Origin of the sequence: Pseudoalteromonas sp. ECSMB14103 (genome assembly GCF_000813065.1) — a bacterium.
Lineage (GTDB): Bacteria > Pseudomonadota > Gammaproteobacteria > Enterobacterales > Alteromonadaceae > Pseudoalteromonas > Pseudoalteromonas marina.
Map to the genome: position 1 here is coordinate 173,591 of NZ_JWGY01000005.1, position 19,552 is coordinate 193,142.

The 19,552-nt window shown below is 39.6% G+C and carries 15 protein-coding genes; 8 read left to right on the plus strand and 7 right to left on the minus strand.

Annotated features, from left to right (window positions below; all coding sequences use genetic code 11):
* Window positions 1-15: 15 nt before the first annotated feature.
* Window positions 16-771 (minus strand): uridine phosphorylase, encoded by a 756-nt coding sequence (gene udp / locus RF53_RS10525; RefSeq protein WP_010556752.1) that lies wholly within the window; start codon window positions 769-771, stop codon window positions 16-18.
* Between the two features lie 445 nt (window positions 772-1,216).
* Between udp and RF53_RS10530 the strand changes: the two genes are divergently transcribed.
* The 7 genes from RF53_RS10530 (at window position 1,217) to RF53_RS10560 (ending at window position 11,492) form a co-directional block, all read left to right on the plus strand.
* On the plus strand, window positions 1,217-2,326 hold the full coding sequence (locus RF53_RS10530; protein ID WP_039037608.1) for an arginase family protein: 1,110 nt from the start codon (window positions 1,217-1,219) through the stop codon (window positions 2,324-2,326).
* A 122-nt stretch (window positions 2,327-2,448) separates the two neighbouring features.
* Window positions 2,449-3,150 (plus strand): transporter substrate-binding domain-containing protein, encoded by a 702-nt coding sequence (locus tag RF53_RS10535; RefSeq protein ID WP_039037609.1) that lies wholly within the window; start codon window positions 2,449-2,451, stop codon window positions 3,148-3,150.
* A gap of 133 nt (window positions 3,151-3,283) precedes the next feature.
* A complete protein-coding gene (locus RF53_RS10540; protein WP_039037610.1) occupies window positions 3,284-4,561 on the plus strand; it encodes a hemolysin family protein in 1,278 nt (425 codons plus the stop codon).
* A 459-nt stretch (window positions 4,562-5,020) separates the two neighbouring features.
* Entirely contained in the window at window positions 5,021-6,178 is a 1,158-nt protein-coding gene (locus tag RF53_RS10545) for an efflux RND transporter periplasmic adaptor subunit (RefSeq protein ID WP_039037611.1), read from the plus strand.
* A 12-nt stretch (window positions 6,179-6,190) separates the two neighbouring features.
* Window positions 6,191-9,322 carry an efflux RND transporter permease subunit gene (locus RF53_RS10550; protein WP_039037612.1) on the plus strand — a complete coding sequence of 1,044 codons (3,132 nt, stop codon included), beginning with the start codon at window positions 6,191-6,193 and terminating at the stop codon, window positions 9,320-9,322.
* Window positions 9,322-10,728, plus strand: coding sequence for an efflux transporter outer membrane subunit (locus RF53_RS10555; protein ID WP_039037613.1), 1,407 nt, complete (start codon window positions 9,322-9,324; stop codon window positions 10,726-10,728). Before RF53_RS10550 ends, RF53_RS10555 begins: the two co-directional genes overlap by 1 nt.
* A 149-nt stretch (window positions 10,729-10,877) precedes the next feature.
* Window positions 10,878-11,492: a TetR/AcrR family transcriptional regulator gene (locus RF53_RS10560; RefSeq protein ID WP_039037614.1), complete on the plus strand. Its 615-nt coding sequence runs from the start codon at window positions 10,878-10,880 to the stop codon at window positions 11,490-11,492.
* Window positions 11,493-11,785: 293 nt separating this feature from the next.
* Here RF53_RS10560 and RF53_RS10565 read toward each other — a convergent pair whose 3' ends face one another.
* From RF53_RS10565 to RF53_RS10590, 6 genes are all read right to left on the minus strand, one after another.
* Window positions 11,786-12,886: a HupE/UreJ family protein gene (locus tag RF53_RS10565; RefSeq protein ID WP_039037615.1), complete on the minus strand. Its 1,101-nt coding sequence runs from the start codon at window positions 12,884-12,886 to the stop codon at window positions 11,786-11,788.
* Between the two features lie 5 nt (window positions 12,887-12,891).
* Complete coding sequence (locus RF53_RS10570) at window positions 12,892-13,899, minus strand: tetratricopeptide repeat protein (RefSeq protein ID WP_039037616.1); 1,008 nt, start codon at window positions 13,897-13,899, stop codon at window positions 12,892-12,894.
* A 42-nt stretch (window positions 13,900-13,941) separates the two neighbouring features.
* Window positions 13,942-14,445, minus strand: coding sequence for an Ig-like domain-containing protein (locus RF53_RS10575; protein ID WP_039037617.1), 504 nt, complete (start codon window positions 14,443-14,445; stop codon window positions 13,942-13,944).
* 11 nt (window positions 14,446-14,456) lie between these two features.
* The gene (locus tag RF53_RS10580) at window positions 14,457-16,049 is read right to left on the minus strand and encodes a DUF4331 domain-containing protein (RefSeq protein WP_039037618.1); all 1,593 of its coding nucleotides are present in this window, start codon (window positions 16,047-16,049) and stop codon (window positions 14,457-14,459) included.
* Window positions 16,050-16,175: 126 nt separating this feature from the next.
* Window positions 16,176-16,859, minus strand: coding sequence for an anti-sigma factor (locus tag RF53_RS10585; protein WP_039037619.1), 684 nt, complete (start codon window positions 16,857-16,859; stop codon window positions 16,176-16,178).
* Complete coding sequence (locus RF53_RS10590; protein ID WP_006791673.1) at window positions 16,856-17,380, minus strand: sigma-70 family RNA polymerase sigma factor; 525 nt, start codon at window positions 17,378-17,380, stop codon at window positions 16,856-16,858. The genes RF53_RS10585 and RF53_RS10590 overlap by 4 nt, the downstream gene beginning before the upstream one ends.
* Before the next feature lie 509 nt (window positions 17,381-17,889).
* Here RF53_RS10590 and RF53_RS10595 point away from each other — a divergent pair.
* On the plus strand, window positions 17,890-19,509 hold the full coding sequence (locus tag RF53_RS10595) for a diacylglycerol kinase family protein (protein ID WP_039037620.1): 1,620 nt from the start codon (window positions 17,890-17,892) through the stop codon (window positions 19,507-19,509).
* Window positions 19,510-19,552 lie beyond the last annotated feature (43 nt).

Sequence of the window (19,552 nt, forward strand, 5' to 3'; positions counted from 1 at the left end):
ACTTATTAAGTAAAATTAATCTAGTAACACTTTAGCGGCTTCTAATACAACAGCCACTGATTTTCTTTCTATTTCACCGTGGTCAACGTTAGGAATTTCTTGACGAGTACGGTTAACTAATACACCGGCAACACAGGCAGCTTGCAAGCCAAGAGCTGCACACATAGTGAATAATGTGGCCGACTCCATTTCGTAGTTCATTACGCCCAGCTTTTGCCATTCTTCACAGCTACCTTGGAATGCTTTTGGTACATAACCCGAGTGTGTGTCGTAGCGCTCTTGGCCCGGGTAAAATGTATCGCTAGATGCAGTAATACCAATATGAAAGTCAATGTTTAAGTTTTTACAAGCTTCAACCATGGCTTGTGTTGCATAAAAATCAGACACAGCAGGGTAGCTTAGTGGTGCAAAGTGTTGGCTTGCACCGTCTAAACGCACAGACGCTTGGCTAATTAAAATTTCACCTTCATTAATGTGCGGCTGAATAGCACCCGTAGTACCAATACGTAAAAATTGACGCACGCCCAATTGAGCAAGTTCCTCTACTGCAATCGATGTAGATGGGCCGCCAATACCGGTTGAGCATATAACCACAGAGTGGCCATTTAATTGACCTAGATAAACATGAAACTCACGTGTTTGAGCAAGGCAGGTTGGGTTGTCTAGGAATTGAGAAATACGTGCAGCGCGATCTGGGTCACCGGGCACAATCGCAAGTTTTGCACCTTGTAGATCGTCAATACATAGTCCTAAGTGAAATACCTTTTCCATATCTAAGCCTTTTTAAAATAATTTTTATCAATCTAGCATAATTGCTAGAAACCTTTCTTAAGTACAGGACGTATGTCCGTATTAATATAATTGAGTGCTTGTTTAAGCCAGTAAAATAGGGCTTTAGCGTATTTTATTCATCAACTATGAATATTCAAGCACACCCATGGATTGCTGGTTTACTTGTGCGGTTGACTTGTGTGCGCAAGCATTATAAGTATCACTCAACTAAGTGGTTAATCATAAATGATAATTGCCTGCATTAATTAAAAGTTTTTAAATATCAGTTGCTTATGTTTATATTTTAAGTTGGTTTTGAAAGGGGTTTTAATGATACAGACAAAGAAAATTTTTAATTTTTTAATTATTTAAAGTTTAGACCTGTTTAATCGTTTTGCATAAATAATCACTAAAATACGCACTGAACAATTCATAAGGATTTATTATGAGTCAAGAAATTCAAGCATTTAATAGTAAAGTAGAGCACTGCTTATGTGCTCCTGGCGATGGTGTTTTTACCGTTAATACTGCAAAAGAGCGAAAAGCGGCACTTCGAAATAAACTGTATGGTCAAACCGAAAATGTAGATACGCTATGGCGCGAATCGTTAAATGAGTTGCCTCACTCTCCCCATAAAGCGGTCATGCTTGGAATTAGTTCTGATTGTGGTGGCGGTATTTTACGTGGTGCTAATTGGGGGCCTTTGTTTGTTCGCTCAGCATTAATTGATCAGCACCCTGAATGTCATTCGTTCGACTTAGGCGATGTGCGTGTTATTCCACATTTGTTACATGACAAATACCTAAACGACGCAACTATCTCTAATTGCCAAAAAGCGCTATACGGAAACGAAAATAACGACTACTACGTAAGTCCGTTATCAATTACTGAAGATGTGTGCGACAGCTTTTATGCCACGTTTAAAGATAAAGGTATTTTTGGTATTGGTGGCGATCACTCTATTAGTTATCCATTAACCAAAGCGTATTTAAAAGCAAAACGCGAGCAAGGGAAGCGTACGGCTATTATTCACTTTGATGCGCACACCGATTTGCTTGTGGAGCGCTTGGGTATAGATTTATGTTTTGGCTCTTGGTGTACACATATTTTAGAGTTTTTACCTGCACCCCATCACTTAATTCAATTTGGTATACGTTCAAGTGGAAAACCAAAATCACACTGGGAAAACACATTTGGGGTTAAACAACATTGGGCGCATGAAATTATTGAACGCGGTGCAGCCGCTGTTGCTGCAGAGACTATCGCGCAACTAAAAGCGGATAAGATTGATGAAGTGTATGTAAGTTTTGATATTGACGCACTCGATGCCGAATTTGCTTCTGCAACCGGTACACCGGAAGATAACGGTTTAACACCAAAGCACGCGCTAGACATTTTATCAGCCATTGCCGATGAGTTTCCTATTACGGGCGCTGATATGATGGAAATAGCACCATTTACCGATAGTTCTCTAGTGGGCCAAGCAAGTTCTGAGACAACATTAAAAGAAGGCGCAAAAATTTCAGCGTTTTTAATTAATGCGATGAATAAATAAGTGCTTAAAAACTAATACTATTGACTTAATCTTATCTTATTAAATACTCAAAACTAGCAGTCTATAAAGCCTCAACTATATTTATTGAATAATTGCACTAATTTAGTTGAGGTTTTTACCCAATGAAGGGATTCGTTTTTTTACTTTGTTTTTTATACCCTATTGCGCATGCTAACGAAATTAATATAGTTACGGAAGTGTTTCCTGACTTTCAATATCTCGATGCAAACAACCAATTGGCAGGTCGCTCTGTAGAAAAGGTAAAAAACGCCCTTGATGCTGCTGGTATTAGTTACACTATGTCGGCTAACAATTGGAGTGTGTCTTATAACGCAGCCCTTCGAGATAAAAACACCTGTATTTTCTCAATTGTTCGTTTGCCACCAAGAGAAAATAACTTTGTGTGGATAGCTGAACTTGAAGAGTTTGAGTCAGCGATTTATGGGCTGAAATCTCGAGGCATAAAGTTAAAGACTTTACATGATGCCAAACGCTATAAAATAGCAGTATTAAGAGATAACTTTAGCCATCATTATTTACTTGAACGCGGTTTTAACGAAAGCCGGCATCTGTTGCTGATTGATAACTTAGATAAAATAGATAAGTTAATTAGTGCACGCCGTGACATTCTTGATTTTGTCATTTTAAGTAAAAAACAATTTAATTACCGTCTCAAAACATCACCAAAGTTAAATTTACTCGAGCCAGTGCTAGATTTAAATACGGCTCAATCTCCATTATACTTTGCATGTAACATAAATATGGATGAGTCGTTAATTACACAGTTACAGCTTGCATTTAGACAAACCTCCTCTCTTAATTAGTGGCTAAAAATCATTTAACTAACTGAATAATAAAAACTTAAACATAAAGTAAAAATATCAATTGCTGCGATTAAAAAAGCGACTATAATCAGCTGCTTTTTATATAAAAAGCGCTAACTTTTTGGAGCGTTAAATGGGTGATTTAATCGGGATTAGTCTATTGATCTTGATCAGTGCGTTGTTTGCTATGTCGGAGATAGCAATTGCAGCGTCACGAAAAATAAAACTTCGCGTAATGGCAGACGAAGGCAGTTTAAATGCAGCTGCGGTATTAAAACTGCAAGAAAATCCGGGCGCGTTTTTCGCCATGATACAAATAGCACTTAATGCTATCGCTATATTAGGCGGCATTGTAGGTGAACAAGCATTATCGCCATACGTTGAAAAAGTATTGGTTTTATTTTATCAGGGTGCATATGTAGAAAAAATTAGCTTTTTATTCTCATTTTTTACTATTACCTCGTTATTTATTTTATTCGCCGATTTAATGCCAAAGCGATTAGCGATGATCATGCCAGAAGCTGTCGCCGTTAAGGTCGTTAACATAATGCGCTGGGTTACATTTGCATTAACGCCTTTAGTGATGTTTTTTAATGGCGTGACTAACTTTGTACTGCGACTGTTTAAAGTTCCCGCAGAGCGTGAAGATAATGTAACCACAGAAGACATTGTTGCCATGATGGAAGCTGGCGCTGAGTATGGTAGTTTGCAAAAGCAAGAGTATGACTTAATAGGTAATGTGTTTGATTTAGAAGCTCGTTTTTTATCAAGCGTAATGACCCCGCGTGACCAAATTGTGTACTTCGATTTAAACGAAAGCAGTAATGACATTGCGACCAAAATTATTGATCACCCGCACAATCATTTTTTAGTTGTGACGGGTAACTTAGACAAATTACATGGCTCTGTTGAATCAAAAGATATTTTACGCCAAGTGCTCAAAGGTGAAGCTGCTAACATCAATGACGAATTAGTTGATACCGATGTATTTTACTTACCAGAAACCTTAAGTTTATCAGAGGCGTTAAATGCATTTAAAAGCGCCGCTAAACCATTTGCTATTGTAGTAAACGAATACGCGCTGCTTGTTGGTATTGTTACTGTAAAAGATTTAATGAAAGGCTTTATGGGAGATTTAATAACTCACCAGGGGGATGAACTAATAATCGAGCGAGATAAAAGCTCGTGGTTAGTTGACGGACTGACGCCAATTACCGATTTAGCTAAAGTGCTTGATATAGAGGAGTTCCCAGAGCAAATACATTTTGAGACGGTGGCAGGCTTTTTAATTTACACCATGAAACGTATACCTAAACGTGCTGAGCATATAAGTTATGCGGGCTTTAAATTTGAAGTGGTTGATGTTGAAGGTATTCGTGTAGAGCAATTGCTTGTATCTAGATTAGTTTAAAGCTTGCCATCCTAATCACTTTATAAATGCTTAACCACGTCATGAATAAAAAAGCCAAGTTCGCCTTGGCTTTTTTGTTAATGAAAGTTTATCAAATTGTTTGTTACAACAATTGTATTTGGCTATAGCCTAATGGGTATCTGGCTAAATGGCTCATACCTCTAATTAACTGAAATATAATATTTAAATCTTTTCACTATCTACTTTTAGGCTTTAATTTAAACAAAGAAGGTTTTTGCGTAAGTACTTTTCTATTTTTAAAAAATACAGTGCGCTGAGCACTATAGTTAGCTTGTAGGTGCAAATATTTATTATAAAAGCCTTATTAACATTACTTGGTGATTAAGTATGAGGTCGCATAGTTGAGTGTAATTTTGTGTAAAGATCAGCTTATTAAGATGTATTCTCACTAACATTTAATTTAGAATGATCGTTCACTCTAAATTAAAGGTATTTGACATGCAGCGTTCTAGCACCGCTTTATTTGTATTTTCAATTCTCATAGGTTCAGTTGCGTTGACTGGTTGTGACCAAGTGACAGAGCAGTCGCAGGCAGCTGCTCCTAAAGCTGTGCCGGTAGGGGTTATTACGCTTAAAAAACAATCGCTAACTTTAAGGCAAGAGTTGCCTGGACGTATTAGTGCATTTCAAATTGCAGAAATACGCCCGCAAGTAAGCGGTATTGTGCAATCACGTTTATTTACCGAGGGGTCTCAAGTAGAAAAAGGCCAAGCGCTTTATCAAATTAACCCTGCTACATTTGAGGCTAACTTAGCGGCAAGTGAAGCTGCTGTTGCACGCGCTGAAGCAAGCATTGCAAGCAGTAAAGCTAAAGCGTCTCGTTATAGTGAATTATTAAAAATTAAAGCGGTTAGCCAGCAAGATTACGATGAGGCTGATGCAGCCTACAAGCAAGCAAAAGCAGAACTCCTTACTGCTCAAGCGCAGCTGCAAACCTCAAAAATTAATTTAGAATACAGTCATGTATCTTCGCCTATTAGTGGGCAAATTAGTAAATCGAATGTCACCGTAGGTGCGTTAGTAAGTGCCAACCAAGCCACTTCTTTGGCAACAGTTACACAACTTGATCCTATCTATATTGATTTAACGCAGTCGAGTAGCGAATTAACCAAGCTTAAAAAAGCGATTGTTTCGGGCGACCTAAGTGTGGATTCAACCAGTCAAACCGATGTTGAACTCACTATGGAAGATGGCTCTTTATATTCTCATAAAGGCACTTTACAGTTTTCTGAGGTGACAGTTGACCCAAGTACAGGCTCGGTTACATTACGCGCTAAATTTCCTAACCCTGAAAAGTTACTACTTCCAGGGATGTATGCTCGCGCCTCAATTGTTGAAGGTGTTAAAAACGATGCTATTTTAGTTCCACAGCGCGGTGTTAGTCGAAATTCGAAAGGTGAACCTACCGCAATGGTTGTTAGCAAAAACAATACTGTAGAGAGCCGCGTTTTGAAAACAGACCGCACCATTGGATCTAATTGGCTTGTAACCGATGGCGTAATGGAAGGCGATAAACTGATTGTAGAAGGGCTACAAAAAATTCGCCCGGGCGCACCAGTTAGCCTATCTGAAGTTCAAACTGCTAAAGCGCAATAACGGAGAATTTACATGTCACGATTTTTTATCGATAGACCTATATTTGCTTGGGTACTTGCCATAGTAGTGATGCTAGCAGGTATATTAGCAATTAAAAGTTTACCTATTGCGCAGTATCCGTCTATCGCGCCGCCAGCAATAAGTATTACGGCTACCTACCCAGGTGCATCGGCGCGTACGCTCGAAGATACTGTTACACAAGTGATAGAGCAAAAAATGAAAGGCTTAGATGGCTTGTTATACATGTCGTCAACGTCAGAGTCTAGCGGTTCAGCAACGCTCACACTGTCGTTTAGCGCTGAAACCGACCCTGATATTGCTCAGGTTCAAGTACAAAACAAGTTAGCTACTGCAACGCCACTATTATCTGAAGCCGTGCAGCGCCAAGGTGTTGTGGTTGCAAAGTCAGCCCGTAACTTTTTGATGGTTTATGCGTTTATGTCTAAAGATGGCAGCATGACCAACATTGATATTGGCGACTACGTGTCATCAAACGTGCAAGATATTGTTTCGCGTGTTGAAGGTGTGGGTGAAGTACAGTTATTTGGCTCGCAGTATGCAATGCGTATTTGGTTAGATCCGGCTAAGCTTCAAAACTATAAATTAACGCCTGCAGATATAAGTGCATCTATCAGTGCTCAAAATGCACAAGTGTCGGCTGGGCAATTAGGTGCTATGCCTGCGGTGGCGGGACAGCAACTCAACGCGACTGTAACTGCGCAAAGCCGCTTACAAACTCCTGAGCAATTTAGAGATATTTTAGTTAAAACCAATGCAGATGGCTCTTTTGTAAAGTTGAGTGATGTTGCCCGTGTTGAGCTAGGTGGTGAAAGCTACCGGGTTGTCGCGCGTTATGACGGAAAACCAGCTTCTGGCTTAGGGATTAAATTGGCCAGTGGCGCCAACGCGCTTGATACTGCGCAGGGTGTAAAAGATGCCATTGCCGAATTAGAGCCATTTTTTCCTGAGGGACTTGAAGCGGTTGTGCCTTACGACACTACACCGTTTGTGGCGCTTTCAATTGAAAAAGTAATTCATACGCTTATAGAAGCGGTTGTGTTGGTGTTTGTTGTTATGTACTTGTTTTTACAAAACTTTAGAGCAACGCTTATTCCAACAATTGCAGTGCCAGTGGTATTGCTGGGTACGTTTGGTATTTTATACACTTTTGGTTACTCAATTAATACATTGACCATGTTTGCCATGGTGCTTGCCATCGGTTTACTAGTTGATGATGCCATTGTTGTTGTAGAAAACGTAGAGCGACTGATGACCGAAGAAAAACTCTCAGCGCTTGATGCAACCCGCAAATCAATGGACGAAATTAAAGGCGCGCTTGTTGGTATTGCAATGGTGCTTTCTGCTGTATTTATTCCGATGGCCTTTTTTAGCGGCTCGACGGGCATAATCTATCGTCAGTTCTCAATTACCCTTGTTTCTGCTATGGGTTTATCGGTACTTGTGGCGCTTATACTTACGCCGGCACTGTGTGCAACGCTTTTGAAGCCTAGCCATGTTCATAATGATAAGTCGCTATTTGGTAAATTTTTTACAGGGTTTAACCGCGGGTTCGACAAAACAAATTCGGGTGCGCAAAGCTTTGTGAGCCGTATGATCAAACATGCTAAACGCTACCTTGTTATATACTTTTTAATTGTAGGTGGAATGGCTTATGTGTTTTCAAATTTACCAACCGCATTCTTACCAGATGAAGACCAAGGCATATTATTTAACCAAGTTTCGTTACCTGCGGGTTCTACAACCGAGCAAACACTTGAAGTGGTTAAAAAAGTAGAAAACCACTACTTGAACGAACAATCTGAAGCAGTAAACGGTATTTTTACTGTTACCGGGTTTAGCTTTGCAGGTTCTGGCCAAAACTCAGCAATAGGGTTTGTTAATCTTAAGCATTGGGATGAACGCCAACGTGATGATTTATCTGTGCAAGGTGTAGCAGGTAAAGCTATGGGGTACTTTTCCAGTATTAAAGAAGCGTTTGTGTTTGCTTTTCCACCACCAGCAATTGTAGAACTGGGAACAGCAAATGGTTTTAATATATTTTTACAAGACCGTGTAGGTTTGGGCCACGATGCGCTTTTAGCAGCACGTAATCAACTATTAGGTTTAGCAAGCCAAAGCCCGATATTGGCTGGTGTACGCCCTAATGGTCAAGAAGATATGCCAGAAATACAACTCGATACCGATTTAGCTAAAGCACAAGCATTGGGTGTGTCGCAAACCGATATTAATAACACCCTTGCTACGGCTTGGGGTAGTAGTTATGTAAATGACTTCATTGACCGTGGGCGTGTTAAAAAAGTATATATGCAAGGCGATGCTGAATCTCGAATGGTGCCTGAAGATTTAAATAAGTGGTATGTACGTAATAATGAGGGTGATATGGTTCCGTTTTCTGCTTTTGCAACGGCCTATTGGACTTATGGTTCGCCGCGTTTAGAGCGTTACAATGGCTTTTCGGCAATGGAAATACAAGGAACCGCTGCACCTGGTTACAGCACAGGACAAGCAATGGATGAAATGGAGCGCTTGGTAAAACAGCTGCCAAATGGTATTTCGTCTGAATGGACCGGTATTTCATTTCAAGAACGCTCTAGCAGCGGGCAAGCACCTTTATTGTATGGTTTGTCGTTGTTATTTGTATTTTTATGTTTAGCGGCCCTTTATGAAAGTTGGTCGGTACCGTTTGCGGTTATGATGATTGTTCCGTTAGGTATATTTGGTGCTGCTATGGCTGCATTGGGTAGCGGATTATCAAACGATATTTACTTGCAAGTGGGCTTATTAACTACGATAGGGTTAGCGTCTAAAAATGCCATATTAATTGTGGAATTTGCTATCCATAAAATGGACGAAGGGCTTGATTTAGTTGAAGCGGCTGTGGCTGCAGTAAGACTGCGTTTACGCCCAATTTTAATGACTTCAATGGCCTTTATTTGTGGTGTTATTCCACTCGCCATTGCATCAAGTGCAGGCTCTGGTGCGCAAAACGCATTAGGCATTTCAATTATTGGTGGAACACTCGCATCTTCTATTTTGGTTGTTGTTTTTGTGCCGCTGTTTTTTGTATTAGTACGCCGTGTATTCCCTGCAAAAGAAAAAAACACTAACGAGGAGACAGCATAATGCATATAAAAACTTTTTCGTTGAGTGTGCTTACGTTGGCTGCTTTAAGTGGATGCCAGTTGGCACCTGAACAGCAAGATTTGGCGCTGCCAGTACCCGAAACGTATTCAGCTCAAACAGAGCAAGCCACAGTTAACACATTAAAGTGGCAGCAGTTTTTTAGCGATAAAAAATTACAGGTGCTTATAGGTCAAAGCCTTGAGCACAACAAAGATCTGCAAATTGCGATGCTCAATGTGCAGCGGGTACGTGGGTTGTATCAAATAGAAAACTCAGTATTGTATCCGTCCTTAAATGTTAATGGTTCGGGCACTCGCCAGCGTCTGCCTGCCAGTTTAACAAGTACTGATGAGGCGAGTATAAGCTCGCAATACAGTGCTACTGTAGGTATTACCTCTTACGAATTAGATATATGGGGTAAGGTTCGTAACCAAACTCAACAAGCACTGCAAAATTTATACTCTACTGAGCTTACTCAATACAGTACGCAAGTGTCGCTGGCAGCAGAGCTGGCTAATGCGTGGCTTAATTATGCAACCGATCAACAGTTACTTGGGCTTGCTAAGGAAACGTTAAAATCGCAACAAGCGTCGCTTGGGCTTACTCAAAAAAGTTTTGATTTAGGCGCAGCATCTAAAATTACGTTAGAGCAACTGAAAAGTACCGTTGCCAGCGCAAAGGTTGATATTGCAACGTATAAACGTTTATTAAAGCGCGATAAAAACGCACTTGATTTATTAGTAGGAAAACCAGTAAGTCCTGAGCTTCTGCCAAATAAGGTGCTGGACTCGTTATTAGCGTTGCCTAAAATACCGGTTGGTTTACCTTCTGATTTATTAACTCAACGCCCAGATATTAAAGCAGCAGAACATCAGTTATTGGCCGCTAATGCCAACATTGGTGTAGCGCGTGCTGCTTTTTACCCCAGTATTAGCTTAACGGCTAATGCGGGTACTGCCTCTAACGCTTTAAGTGATTTATTTGATGCAGGTTCGGGTACGTGGAGTTTTATTCCATCAGTTACTTTACCTATTTTTAATATGGGCAGAAACCAAGCTCAGCTAGATGTTGCTAAGGCCGACCAACAAATTGCTGTAGTTACTTATCAGCAAAAAATTCAGCAAGCATTTCGCGAAGTCGCCGATGCGTTAGCAGACAACGAAGGCTATCAAGCGCAATTAAGCGCACTTGATATGTTACTACAAAGCCGAAAGTCTACGTTTTCGCTATCAAAGGCGCGTTACGATAAAGGTGTTGATAGCTATTTACAAGTCCTTGATGCACAACGCAGCTGGTACGCTGCACAGCAACAGCAAATTTTGGGTCAACAGGCTTTGTTAGCTAGCCAAATTAGCCTGTATAAAGTAGTGGGCGGTGGCTGGGAGAAAAGCGATCAAACCAACTAAGTAAGGGTTTTAGCTGTAAACACCTTTTTGCAGCTAATTAACTAGATTTATATAGGGCTAAATACTTATTTATGAGTGAAAGGCGTATTTCAAAATGATTAAGTATTTGCCTTATTGTCGAGTCTAATCACTTGGCAGTGGAGCTTTGTATGAAAACTAAAAGACAGACAGATCCAGCGATAGCCAAAGCGCGTCGTGATCAGGTTTTAACTGCGGCGGCTGAATGCTTTCGTCGTAAAGGCTTTCATGCTGCAGGTATGGCTGAAATATCCAGAACAGCAGGAATGAGTGCCGGGCATATTTATAACTACTTTGAAAGTAAAGAAGCCATTATAGAAAGTATTATTGAAAAAGATATGGAAGAAATGTTTTCTATATTTGAGCATTTTGAAGGGCAACCAGAAGATACGCTCACAGTATTATTGAACGGTTTAAATATTGGCGTTCAAAGGCATATGGATACCGGTGAATGTGCGGTTGATTTAGAAATGCTCGCTGAAGCTGGTAGAAACGTAAAGGTAGCTAAACTATTACGTGATGCTGATACGCAAGCGCGAAATAGAATGCGCCAATTGCTAATAAGTGAACGCAGTGTGATAAAAGACATAGATGAGGTAGAGCTAGAAAGCCGTATTAATGTTATTTTTTCAGTAATGGCAGGCTTACTTTTGCGAAAAGTGCTTTACCCCGAACTTACCGAAGAGACAGTTTTAATTGCGCTTCGCCCAGCGATGAAAACGTTGTTAATGCCGTTTGAAGATTAAAATAGTGCTATTAAAATGCATAAACTATATGCCCGCTATTTTAGCGGGTTTATAGTATTAACAACCGTTTAAATTAATACCAACCCGCAATAATACTTAATCATTTTGTGGGGCTAAACGCCTCGCTATTTACGTTAAAAAACTCTCATTTACGACTGCATGAATGCAGAAGGTAGAGCAATGCAGGAGCAATTGCCGATAACAACTAAATAGCGAATTCTTTTCCTAGCTATCAAGACGTTTTTCCATCTTCAAAATAGATTACTTAATTAGGCGAATGGGTATAATTATGTTCAAAAGCGTTCAATAGACCAGTTTAGAGCCACAACGGCGATACCTATAGACCCTACTGGCATTAACCATTTTACGTACCAAGCGGTTTTTCTAAATGCAATTAATAAAGGCAACGCTACTAATAAAATACTTAGTTGGCCTATCTCTACCCCTAAATTAAATGCCAATATGCTCATTAATTGATAGTTACTCGACAAACCTAATTCACCAAGTACACTCGCAAATCCCATTCCGTGAAGCAACCCAAAAGCAAATGTCAGCCAGCCTAAACGCAAAACAACGGGCCAAACATTATTGAGGGCTGCAAACAATACAGAAATTGCAATAATTAGTTCAACCCAGCGAGTATTGAGAGATATTAAATCAAGCGCTGTTGCTGTAAGCGTTATAGAATGAGCAAGCGTAAATGCTGTAACAATCCAGGCAGTGTGTTTGATAATGTGTTTTTTAGAGCTAATGGGCTGCCAGGTGTTTTTATCACGGGTTAAAACACAAGTTAGTAATAGCGCAATTAAAAATAAAATATGATCGATGCCTATCCAAATGTGTAATACGCCCTGATACACATATTCTGTAAAGGTAGCTAAATAGCTCGACTGCTTAGTATTAAAGGTTTGGCTAGGCTCATTTATACTAAACACACGTGCTATGTTATTCACATTAACAATGACCTTGTGATTTGCGTCATCTTGAAAAAAGGCTGAATACTTAAGCGTAATCTCGTTATTTGTTAAACACGAAAATGACACAGGTAATACCAAGTAAGGCTGATTAAAGTGCTCACTTAGCTGGTAATTGTTATTTACAGTGAGTGCGCAAGTTTGTTCGTTTTGTTCTGCGATAAGATTGTTTTTTATAAATGCGTTAATTGAGTCGCGTTTTGCTTTTATTTCAGACCAGGTAATGTTGGCGTTTTGGTCTAAGTCGAGGGCTATAACGTGCTCTAAATCTGCAACATTGATTTCCCAATTGCCGCTGTATTGAGCTGTATTATTGCTATTGAGCGTAATGTAGCCGGTGCTTAACTGGTGCGCAAAAGCTGCTGTTGAAAATAATAAGCTTAACAACATAATAGAAAATACGCGTATTAATATTCTCATAACATTTACATCCTTTTTGCTTGAACAATCAGCGCTTGGTCGATATTCATTTTAGCTTGTTGCCAGTTAATATTGGCCCAATACAAGGCTTTAGATTTGTTTGGCTGCACGTGAATATAATAGTTGGCGAGGTCACTTGCGTGAAAGCTGTCGTGGCGAATTTCTCTGAGCTTTACTCGTTGCTTCATGGCGTTTTGCCATTTGTATTGTGTTGTGTTTAGTTTTTTTTCTGCGATGGCTAAGCGCAGCAAAAGCGCGTCTTCTAGATCGTGCGATTCTTTTAATAAATTACTTAATTTGGTTATCACTTGCTGTGGCTTGTTTAAGCCCAGTTGTATGTCTGCCCATAAAGCAATTAGGCTTACTGGAGAGTTTACTAAATTTATATTTTCAAGGTGCTTTAATGCGTTTGTGTAGTTTTGTAATCTAAAGCTCATTTCAGCTAGGACATGTTTTGTATTGAGTCCAATAGGCTTATTGTTCGTTAGCTTTACTAAAGATTGATAACTTCTTAATAAATTACCGTGCTGACTTTGCACGTCTAGTACACAAGTACTGGCCGTTAATGTGCTTACCCTTGTTATTAGTGCTAAGCAATGCTGTTTAGCAAGTTCAAACTGGCCTTGTGTCATGTACAAATTAGCCAGCAATAGATGAGTGTTGCTGTGATCAGGCGTTATTTTTAAAACACTATTAGCAATGTTTATCGCATCATTAAACAAATGCTCTTTTTGTAAAACGCGTGCATATAAATAGCCTACCTGTGGCGTTGGCTCATTTAAGTATATTTCTGCGAGCCTGTTTTTGAGTACCCCTTGCATATGCTCCGTTTGTCCAACGAATTGACTTTTATTGACTAGATTTTCTATTTCATTTATCGATAGTGAGGCAGTTAAATCCGATTTAGTGACTGCTATTACGTCGTTGTCATTAGGTGTATAAGCCGCTGCAAAAAGCTCAAATGAGCACACTAAGCTTAATGTAATCATCAGGTTTACTAGAGGTGATTTCATATTTGTATCCTTAAAATAGCCATCCATGGCCAGTCAGCTTATTTACTGATTACTAATTAAATTATTAATATCTGTGTCTTTATTTGTAAACTCTCTTCCATTTACAGAGAGTGGCTCTGCATTCGGTGCTTGGTTAAATGCATCGCTAGTAAACTGAGCAAAGTCGACTTGCAAAGCTTCAATAGTGATATTAACCATTGCACTTACTTGGCTGTTAACGCCATCAGATACGCCAAAAGTAAAGCTATCTGTGCCCGTAACCTCTTTATTTGGTGTGTAAGTAAAGTTGCCATCAGCGTCAATATTTACCATGCCTAATGAAGGCTCACTGACCAATGAATAAGTAAGTGAATCACCTTCTTTATCTGTGGCTGTAAGTGAGTCGGTAATATTTACCTCCGTTTGCGTTGTTAACATGATGTCGCTAACTGAAGGCGCTGTATTAACCACAGGCAACGGCTTTTTATTGTCGTCATCATTGCTACACGCTCCCAGCGTTAATGCGCTAAGCAGAATACCTATATGCGTTATTTTTAAGTGTTGCATTAGTTTACTCCTTATTTAGAGCCCGCAAGTGGGGTAGCTAAGTACGGAAAGGTTGAGTCCATCATTGTTGCATCAACAGGTGCGCCATCGGTAAATGGTACTGTACCAACGCTTGCATCTTCGGGAGTACACAAGCCTAGGTCAGTATCTTCGCCTGCAACAGGAATAGGATGACATAAACGACCCATTACTACGCGCAGAGCAATATCAACAACATCATCGCCAGGGCGTCGGCCGTTTGGAAAGCCAGCTAAATCGTTTCCTGCAACACCAAATGCAGACTGCTCACTTTGCGCTGTTGCCGCGATGTTTGTGTTTAAACGAAGCATTTCAGAGGGAGTGACGGTTGCTTGTTGATTAACACCAGCAAAACCAGTTAAAAATGCAGTAATTAAATCGGTACGAGGAAAGTTTGTTGGGGCTAATGTTTCGAGGTTAGCGCCAAGTGTCGTATTAACTGCATCCTTGAATAAAATATTTAAAAGTTCAGGAAGGGCTGGGTGAGATACATAATCTAAAAACTGTCCATCGTCTTTAGGGTGTGCTGTCGAGAAAGTATCCTTATCCTTTATGCCAATAACAAGCTCATTAACAAGTGGATTTCCTAAACGCGATACTTGAGTAAGAGCACCACCATTAACTGCATTATTAGCAAATTTAGCATTCGGGTTTAGTATGCGAGCTTGAGGTAAACTTGCAGTGGTCCACGAACCAATAACGCCATTACCTTCGCCTACAATACAGCTTTTTGGTACTTCAATAGCAATTGATGTCACGTTTTTATCTGCAAGGTCGTCATTGTCAGCCGATTGGGTAATACCTCCAGGGAAGCCACCTGCATCACCAGCACCCGGAGCGCTGTCGCCCTCTACTGGTACGTAGTTTACTAAATCGAACGTTTTACCAAGGTTAACGACAAACGCATCTTTTCTTTGGCCAACAAATACTTGTGCCATGCTTTCACAACCTGGGATTGACACATTATATACAAATTGATCTGCGTAAGTTTGATAGTCAGCTTTAGAGGTAAATGTTTTATTACCAATATAATCAAGTGGCTTACTGAATGTAGATGTGCCCGTAGTGGTATTATTTAATGAGGTTGCAACACCTGTGCGCTGCGGCCCATTAATCATACTCAGAGTATATGATTCACTGAAATTAGTTGCGCTATTATCACCGGCTGATACACCACCCACATTTTTAAGTGGCACAGAAACAGTACGCTGGTTGCCTTCTGGGCCTACAGCTAATTGCACACCTTGATTATCGTTTGGTAGCATGCTTTGGAAATCAAATGCAAAAGTAATGTCTTCAACGGCATCGCCATCGTTATCTATGTGTATGCTGTAAGTTGCATCTGGGTCCATTGCAAAATAATTAGGGCCGCCGTAGGCATCCTGTAATGGAATATAGTTTGCAATTAGTGTGACGTACTCTTCTTTTCCTTGTTCATAGCTATTAAATACATAAAAGTCGGTAGAATCTAAGGTCGGAAAGCGACTAATACTTGGCGCTTCTCGGTGACTTGATGCGTTACTTGGTGCGCTAATAAAAGTGCTACATATTACTACTGCGAGTATTGATGGTGTTAAAGCTTTCATGACTTTTTCCTTTAGTTTTAAATAGAAGTCATAGCTAATAACGGGGGGGAATTTAGATTGGATGCAAAAAAGTTAAATTTTATTTAAATAAAAAATGGCTGCTTATATAAGCAGCCATACAAGGGATTAAAGAAGCACGAGTTCGGTTGTATAAAGTACCTCGGTAGGTAAGCCGTTTGGCGAACCACCTAAAGGCTCTAAACTGACTGCTAGTAGTGAGATATCGTCAGCGTTAAAGCGTTTATCTTTTAGCAAAAATTTACCGCCTTGTTTAGGTAATATACCCAACGAAACAGGTAAATCTTGCCCTTTTAAAATCATCCATAGTTGATAATCTTTATCTCTTTGGGCAACTAATTGACTACTGGCTTTAATAGTTAATGCTTCTTCGTTTACTTCAATAAACCATAAAGACTGTTTATCTTGGTTTTGCACGAGTGCAATTTGCTGATATTGCGACACTTCTTTGGCCGGTTGAATGACTAAAAATGCCAACACAATACACGCGGCGGTGGCTATAAACGACCATGTCTGCCAAATCGACGGCTTAGTTTGCACCACTGTTTGACTAGGCACTGTTTTTGACTCAATACCTTGCAAAATGTTTTCCCAAACAGAATCGCTAGGTGCTTGTGGTGTGATTGCACTTGCTAGATTATTAAGGTTTTGCTCCCACATAAAAATTGCCTCACGTGCTTTGCTTGAGCTAAGTAACAAGCGCTGAAAACGTTTTCGTGCCAGCCCCTTGAGTGTGCCAAGTACATATTGTCCTGCTAGCGCGTCTAACAGATCGGGTTTTGTATAATTCATAATGTTAAACACCTCTGAAGTTGTGTAAGCCCGCGTCTGATCCAGCTTTTAACTGTGCCTAATGGCGACTCTATATGGTCTACTAGCTCGCTGTGACTAAGCCCCTTATAGTAAGCTAAATGAATGGCCTGCTTTTGCTGGGGTTCAAGCTGCTCTATACAGTTTACTAATTTAGTATTTTCGTCATAGTTGACATCGACGCTCTGAATATCAAAGTCATCATCTCCCATTGTTTGCTCTTTTCTTACTTTGTTGTAACGCAACGCATCCAGACTTCTATACCTTACTATACTTATCATCCAGCTTATGACAGTGCCTTTAGAAGCATTGTATTCTGAAGCGTTATGCCATATTTTAATGAATGCGTCTTGCAACACTTCTTCGGCGTGCGCTCTGTTAGAAAGCATATTTAAGCTAATGGCAAAAAGCTTTCCGCTTGTTTGTTGATACAAGGTTGAAAATGCATGCTTATCGCCTTGCGACGTATCGTATAACAAAGACAGTAAATTATCGTTTTCCATAAATATCCTATTTATTTTTATTCTCTTTTTAAAAACGTATGAGGTTAGAACTTGGATGCAAAAAAGTTAAGTAGCTTGCAACAGTATACTTTTTGCTCTTTTTTGCAATGGCTATCTGTAGTTTATTATTTGGTATGATTCTGTGAGTTTAAAAACTATGTCAGAGGAAAACAACTGTGATGGTTGAGCCGATTTTTGTTTATAGCAGAGTCGTCCCCCTAAGTTACACTTAAAATAAATTAGCTTGGTGAGTCAGATTTACTAATATGGAGCTAAGACTTAGTTAGATACTACTATGATACGTGTGAAAAATTAACACACCCATTGTGTAAAAAGAGCAAAGTCCATACAACCCAAAAAAGACGGTATTTAAATAGCTACTAAATATCAATAACATAAATAAAAAGTGGTGCCATATGCTTTACCGTTTTGTGGCTTGTAAATTGCAAATACAATTATAAAAGCTGTTTGTTAATTAATGAATAGCAATAAATATAAATGGAGATTTTATGTGGGCTGCAATTAGTTATTTGATATTAGCGTGTGTACTTATTTTTATAGGGTGGGAAATACATTCAATTTATTTTTCGTTATTTTTTTACTGGACCGCGCTATCACTGTCATTGGTCAGTGGGGCATACATTTTTAATATAGGTAAAATTTTCAGAAAGCGAGAAAACGGCGTTATTCCATTTTACATACGCTGGGCGTTTATTCCTTTTTTATTGGGGGCGCAAGTGTACAACGCGTGGTCGCGTAAGCATGATAAAGTGCCACCAATTCAGCAAATTAACGATAACCTTTTTTTAGCATGCCGCTTATTTCCCTCGGATATAGACACGTTAAAAAGCAATAATATTACCGCTATATTAGATGTTACTTGTGAGTTTGACGGTTTAGAGTGGAGCTCGACACAAGAGCGTATTAACTACTTAAATATTCCAGTACTTGATCATAGCGTGCCAACACACTCTCAGCTTAACCAAGCAATAAATTGGATTCATCATCAAATCCAAAAAAACAATAAAGTGGTTGTGCATTGTGCGTTGGGCCGCGGACGTTCAGTGTTTGTAATGGCTGCTTACTTACTTAGTCAAAATAAACATGCCGATGTGCATGATGTGCTTGCCCAAATTAAAGAAACACGTGAAACCGCTAATCTAAATAAACGCCAACTGCGCCACCTAGCAAAGCGACATAAAAGTGGCGAATTAGTAATTAAAAATCGTGCATTTTTAATTGCAAATCCCGTGTCGGGTACAAAAATATGGCAAGAAAAAGAGCAATTTATAATTGCACGCCTGTCAACTTATTACGATTTAACCGTAATGACCACAAGCCCAGACATTAATGGTATAGAGCTTGCCAAACAAGCGCTTGGTGAAAATCCTGATATTGTTATTGCTTGCGGTGGTGACGGAACAGTAGCGGAAGTTGCGAGCGTATTAGTTAATACACCCTGTAAGTTAGGTATTATTCCGCTCGGGACTGCTAATGCGCTTGCTCACGTTTTAATGGGAATAAGTTCAAAATTTATACCTGTAGAGCAAGCGTGTGATTTAATTATTGATGGTCAATCTACGTTAATAGATACAGCATATTGTAATGACGATTTAATGCTACTTTTAGCCGGGATAGGTTTTGAACATGCAATGATTGAAAAAGCTGACCGCGAGTTTAAAAATAAATTTGGGCAACTCGCTTATTTAACGGGGTTTTTTCAGGCGTTTTCTGAACAAAAATCGCAACAGCTCAACGTTAAATTGGATGATAACGACCCAATGATGATCACAACAAGTAGTTTTGTTGTTGCTAATGCAGCACCGTTTACAACGCTACTTGCTCAAGGGGGAGGGCAGCCTAATCATAGTGATGGGCTACTTGATATAAATTGGCTTATACCCAATAAAGAAAATTCCACCACGGTACTGAGTATTGCCGAGCTTATGTTTAGCAGTATAACGCAAAGTCATTTAGCCATTAACTCTCAACACACAAATGCTAAAAAAGTCGAAATATCTTCAGATAATGGGATTAAGTATGTCATTGATGGCGAGGTGAAAACGGCTAATAGGCTTGTGGTTGAAATACAGCCAGCATCGCTTAATGTGATCAGTAAAGAAATTTAGCAAAACTAAAATATAAAGGCGCATTAAACTGCGCCTTTATATT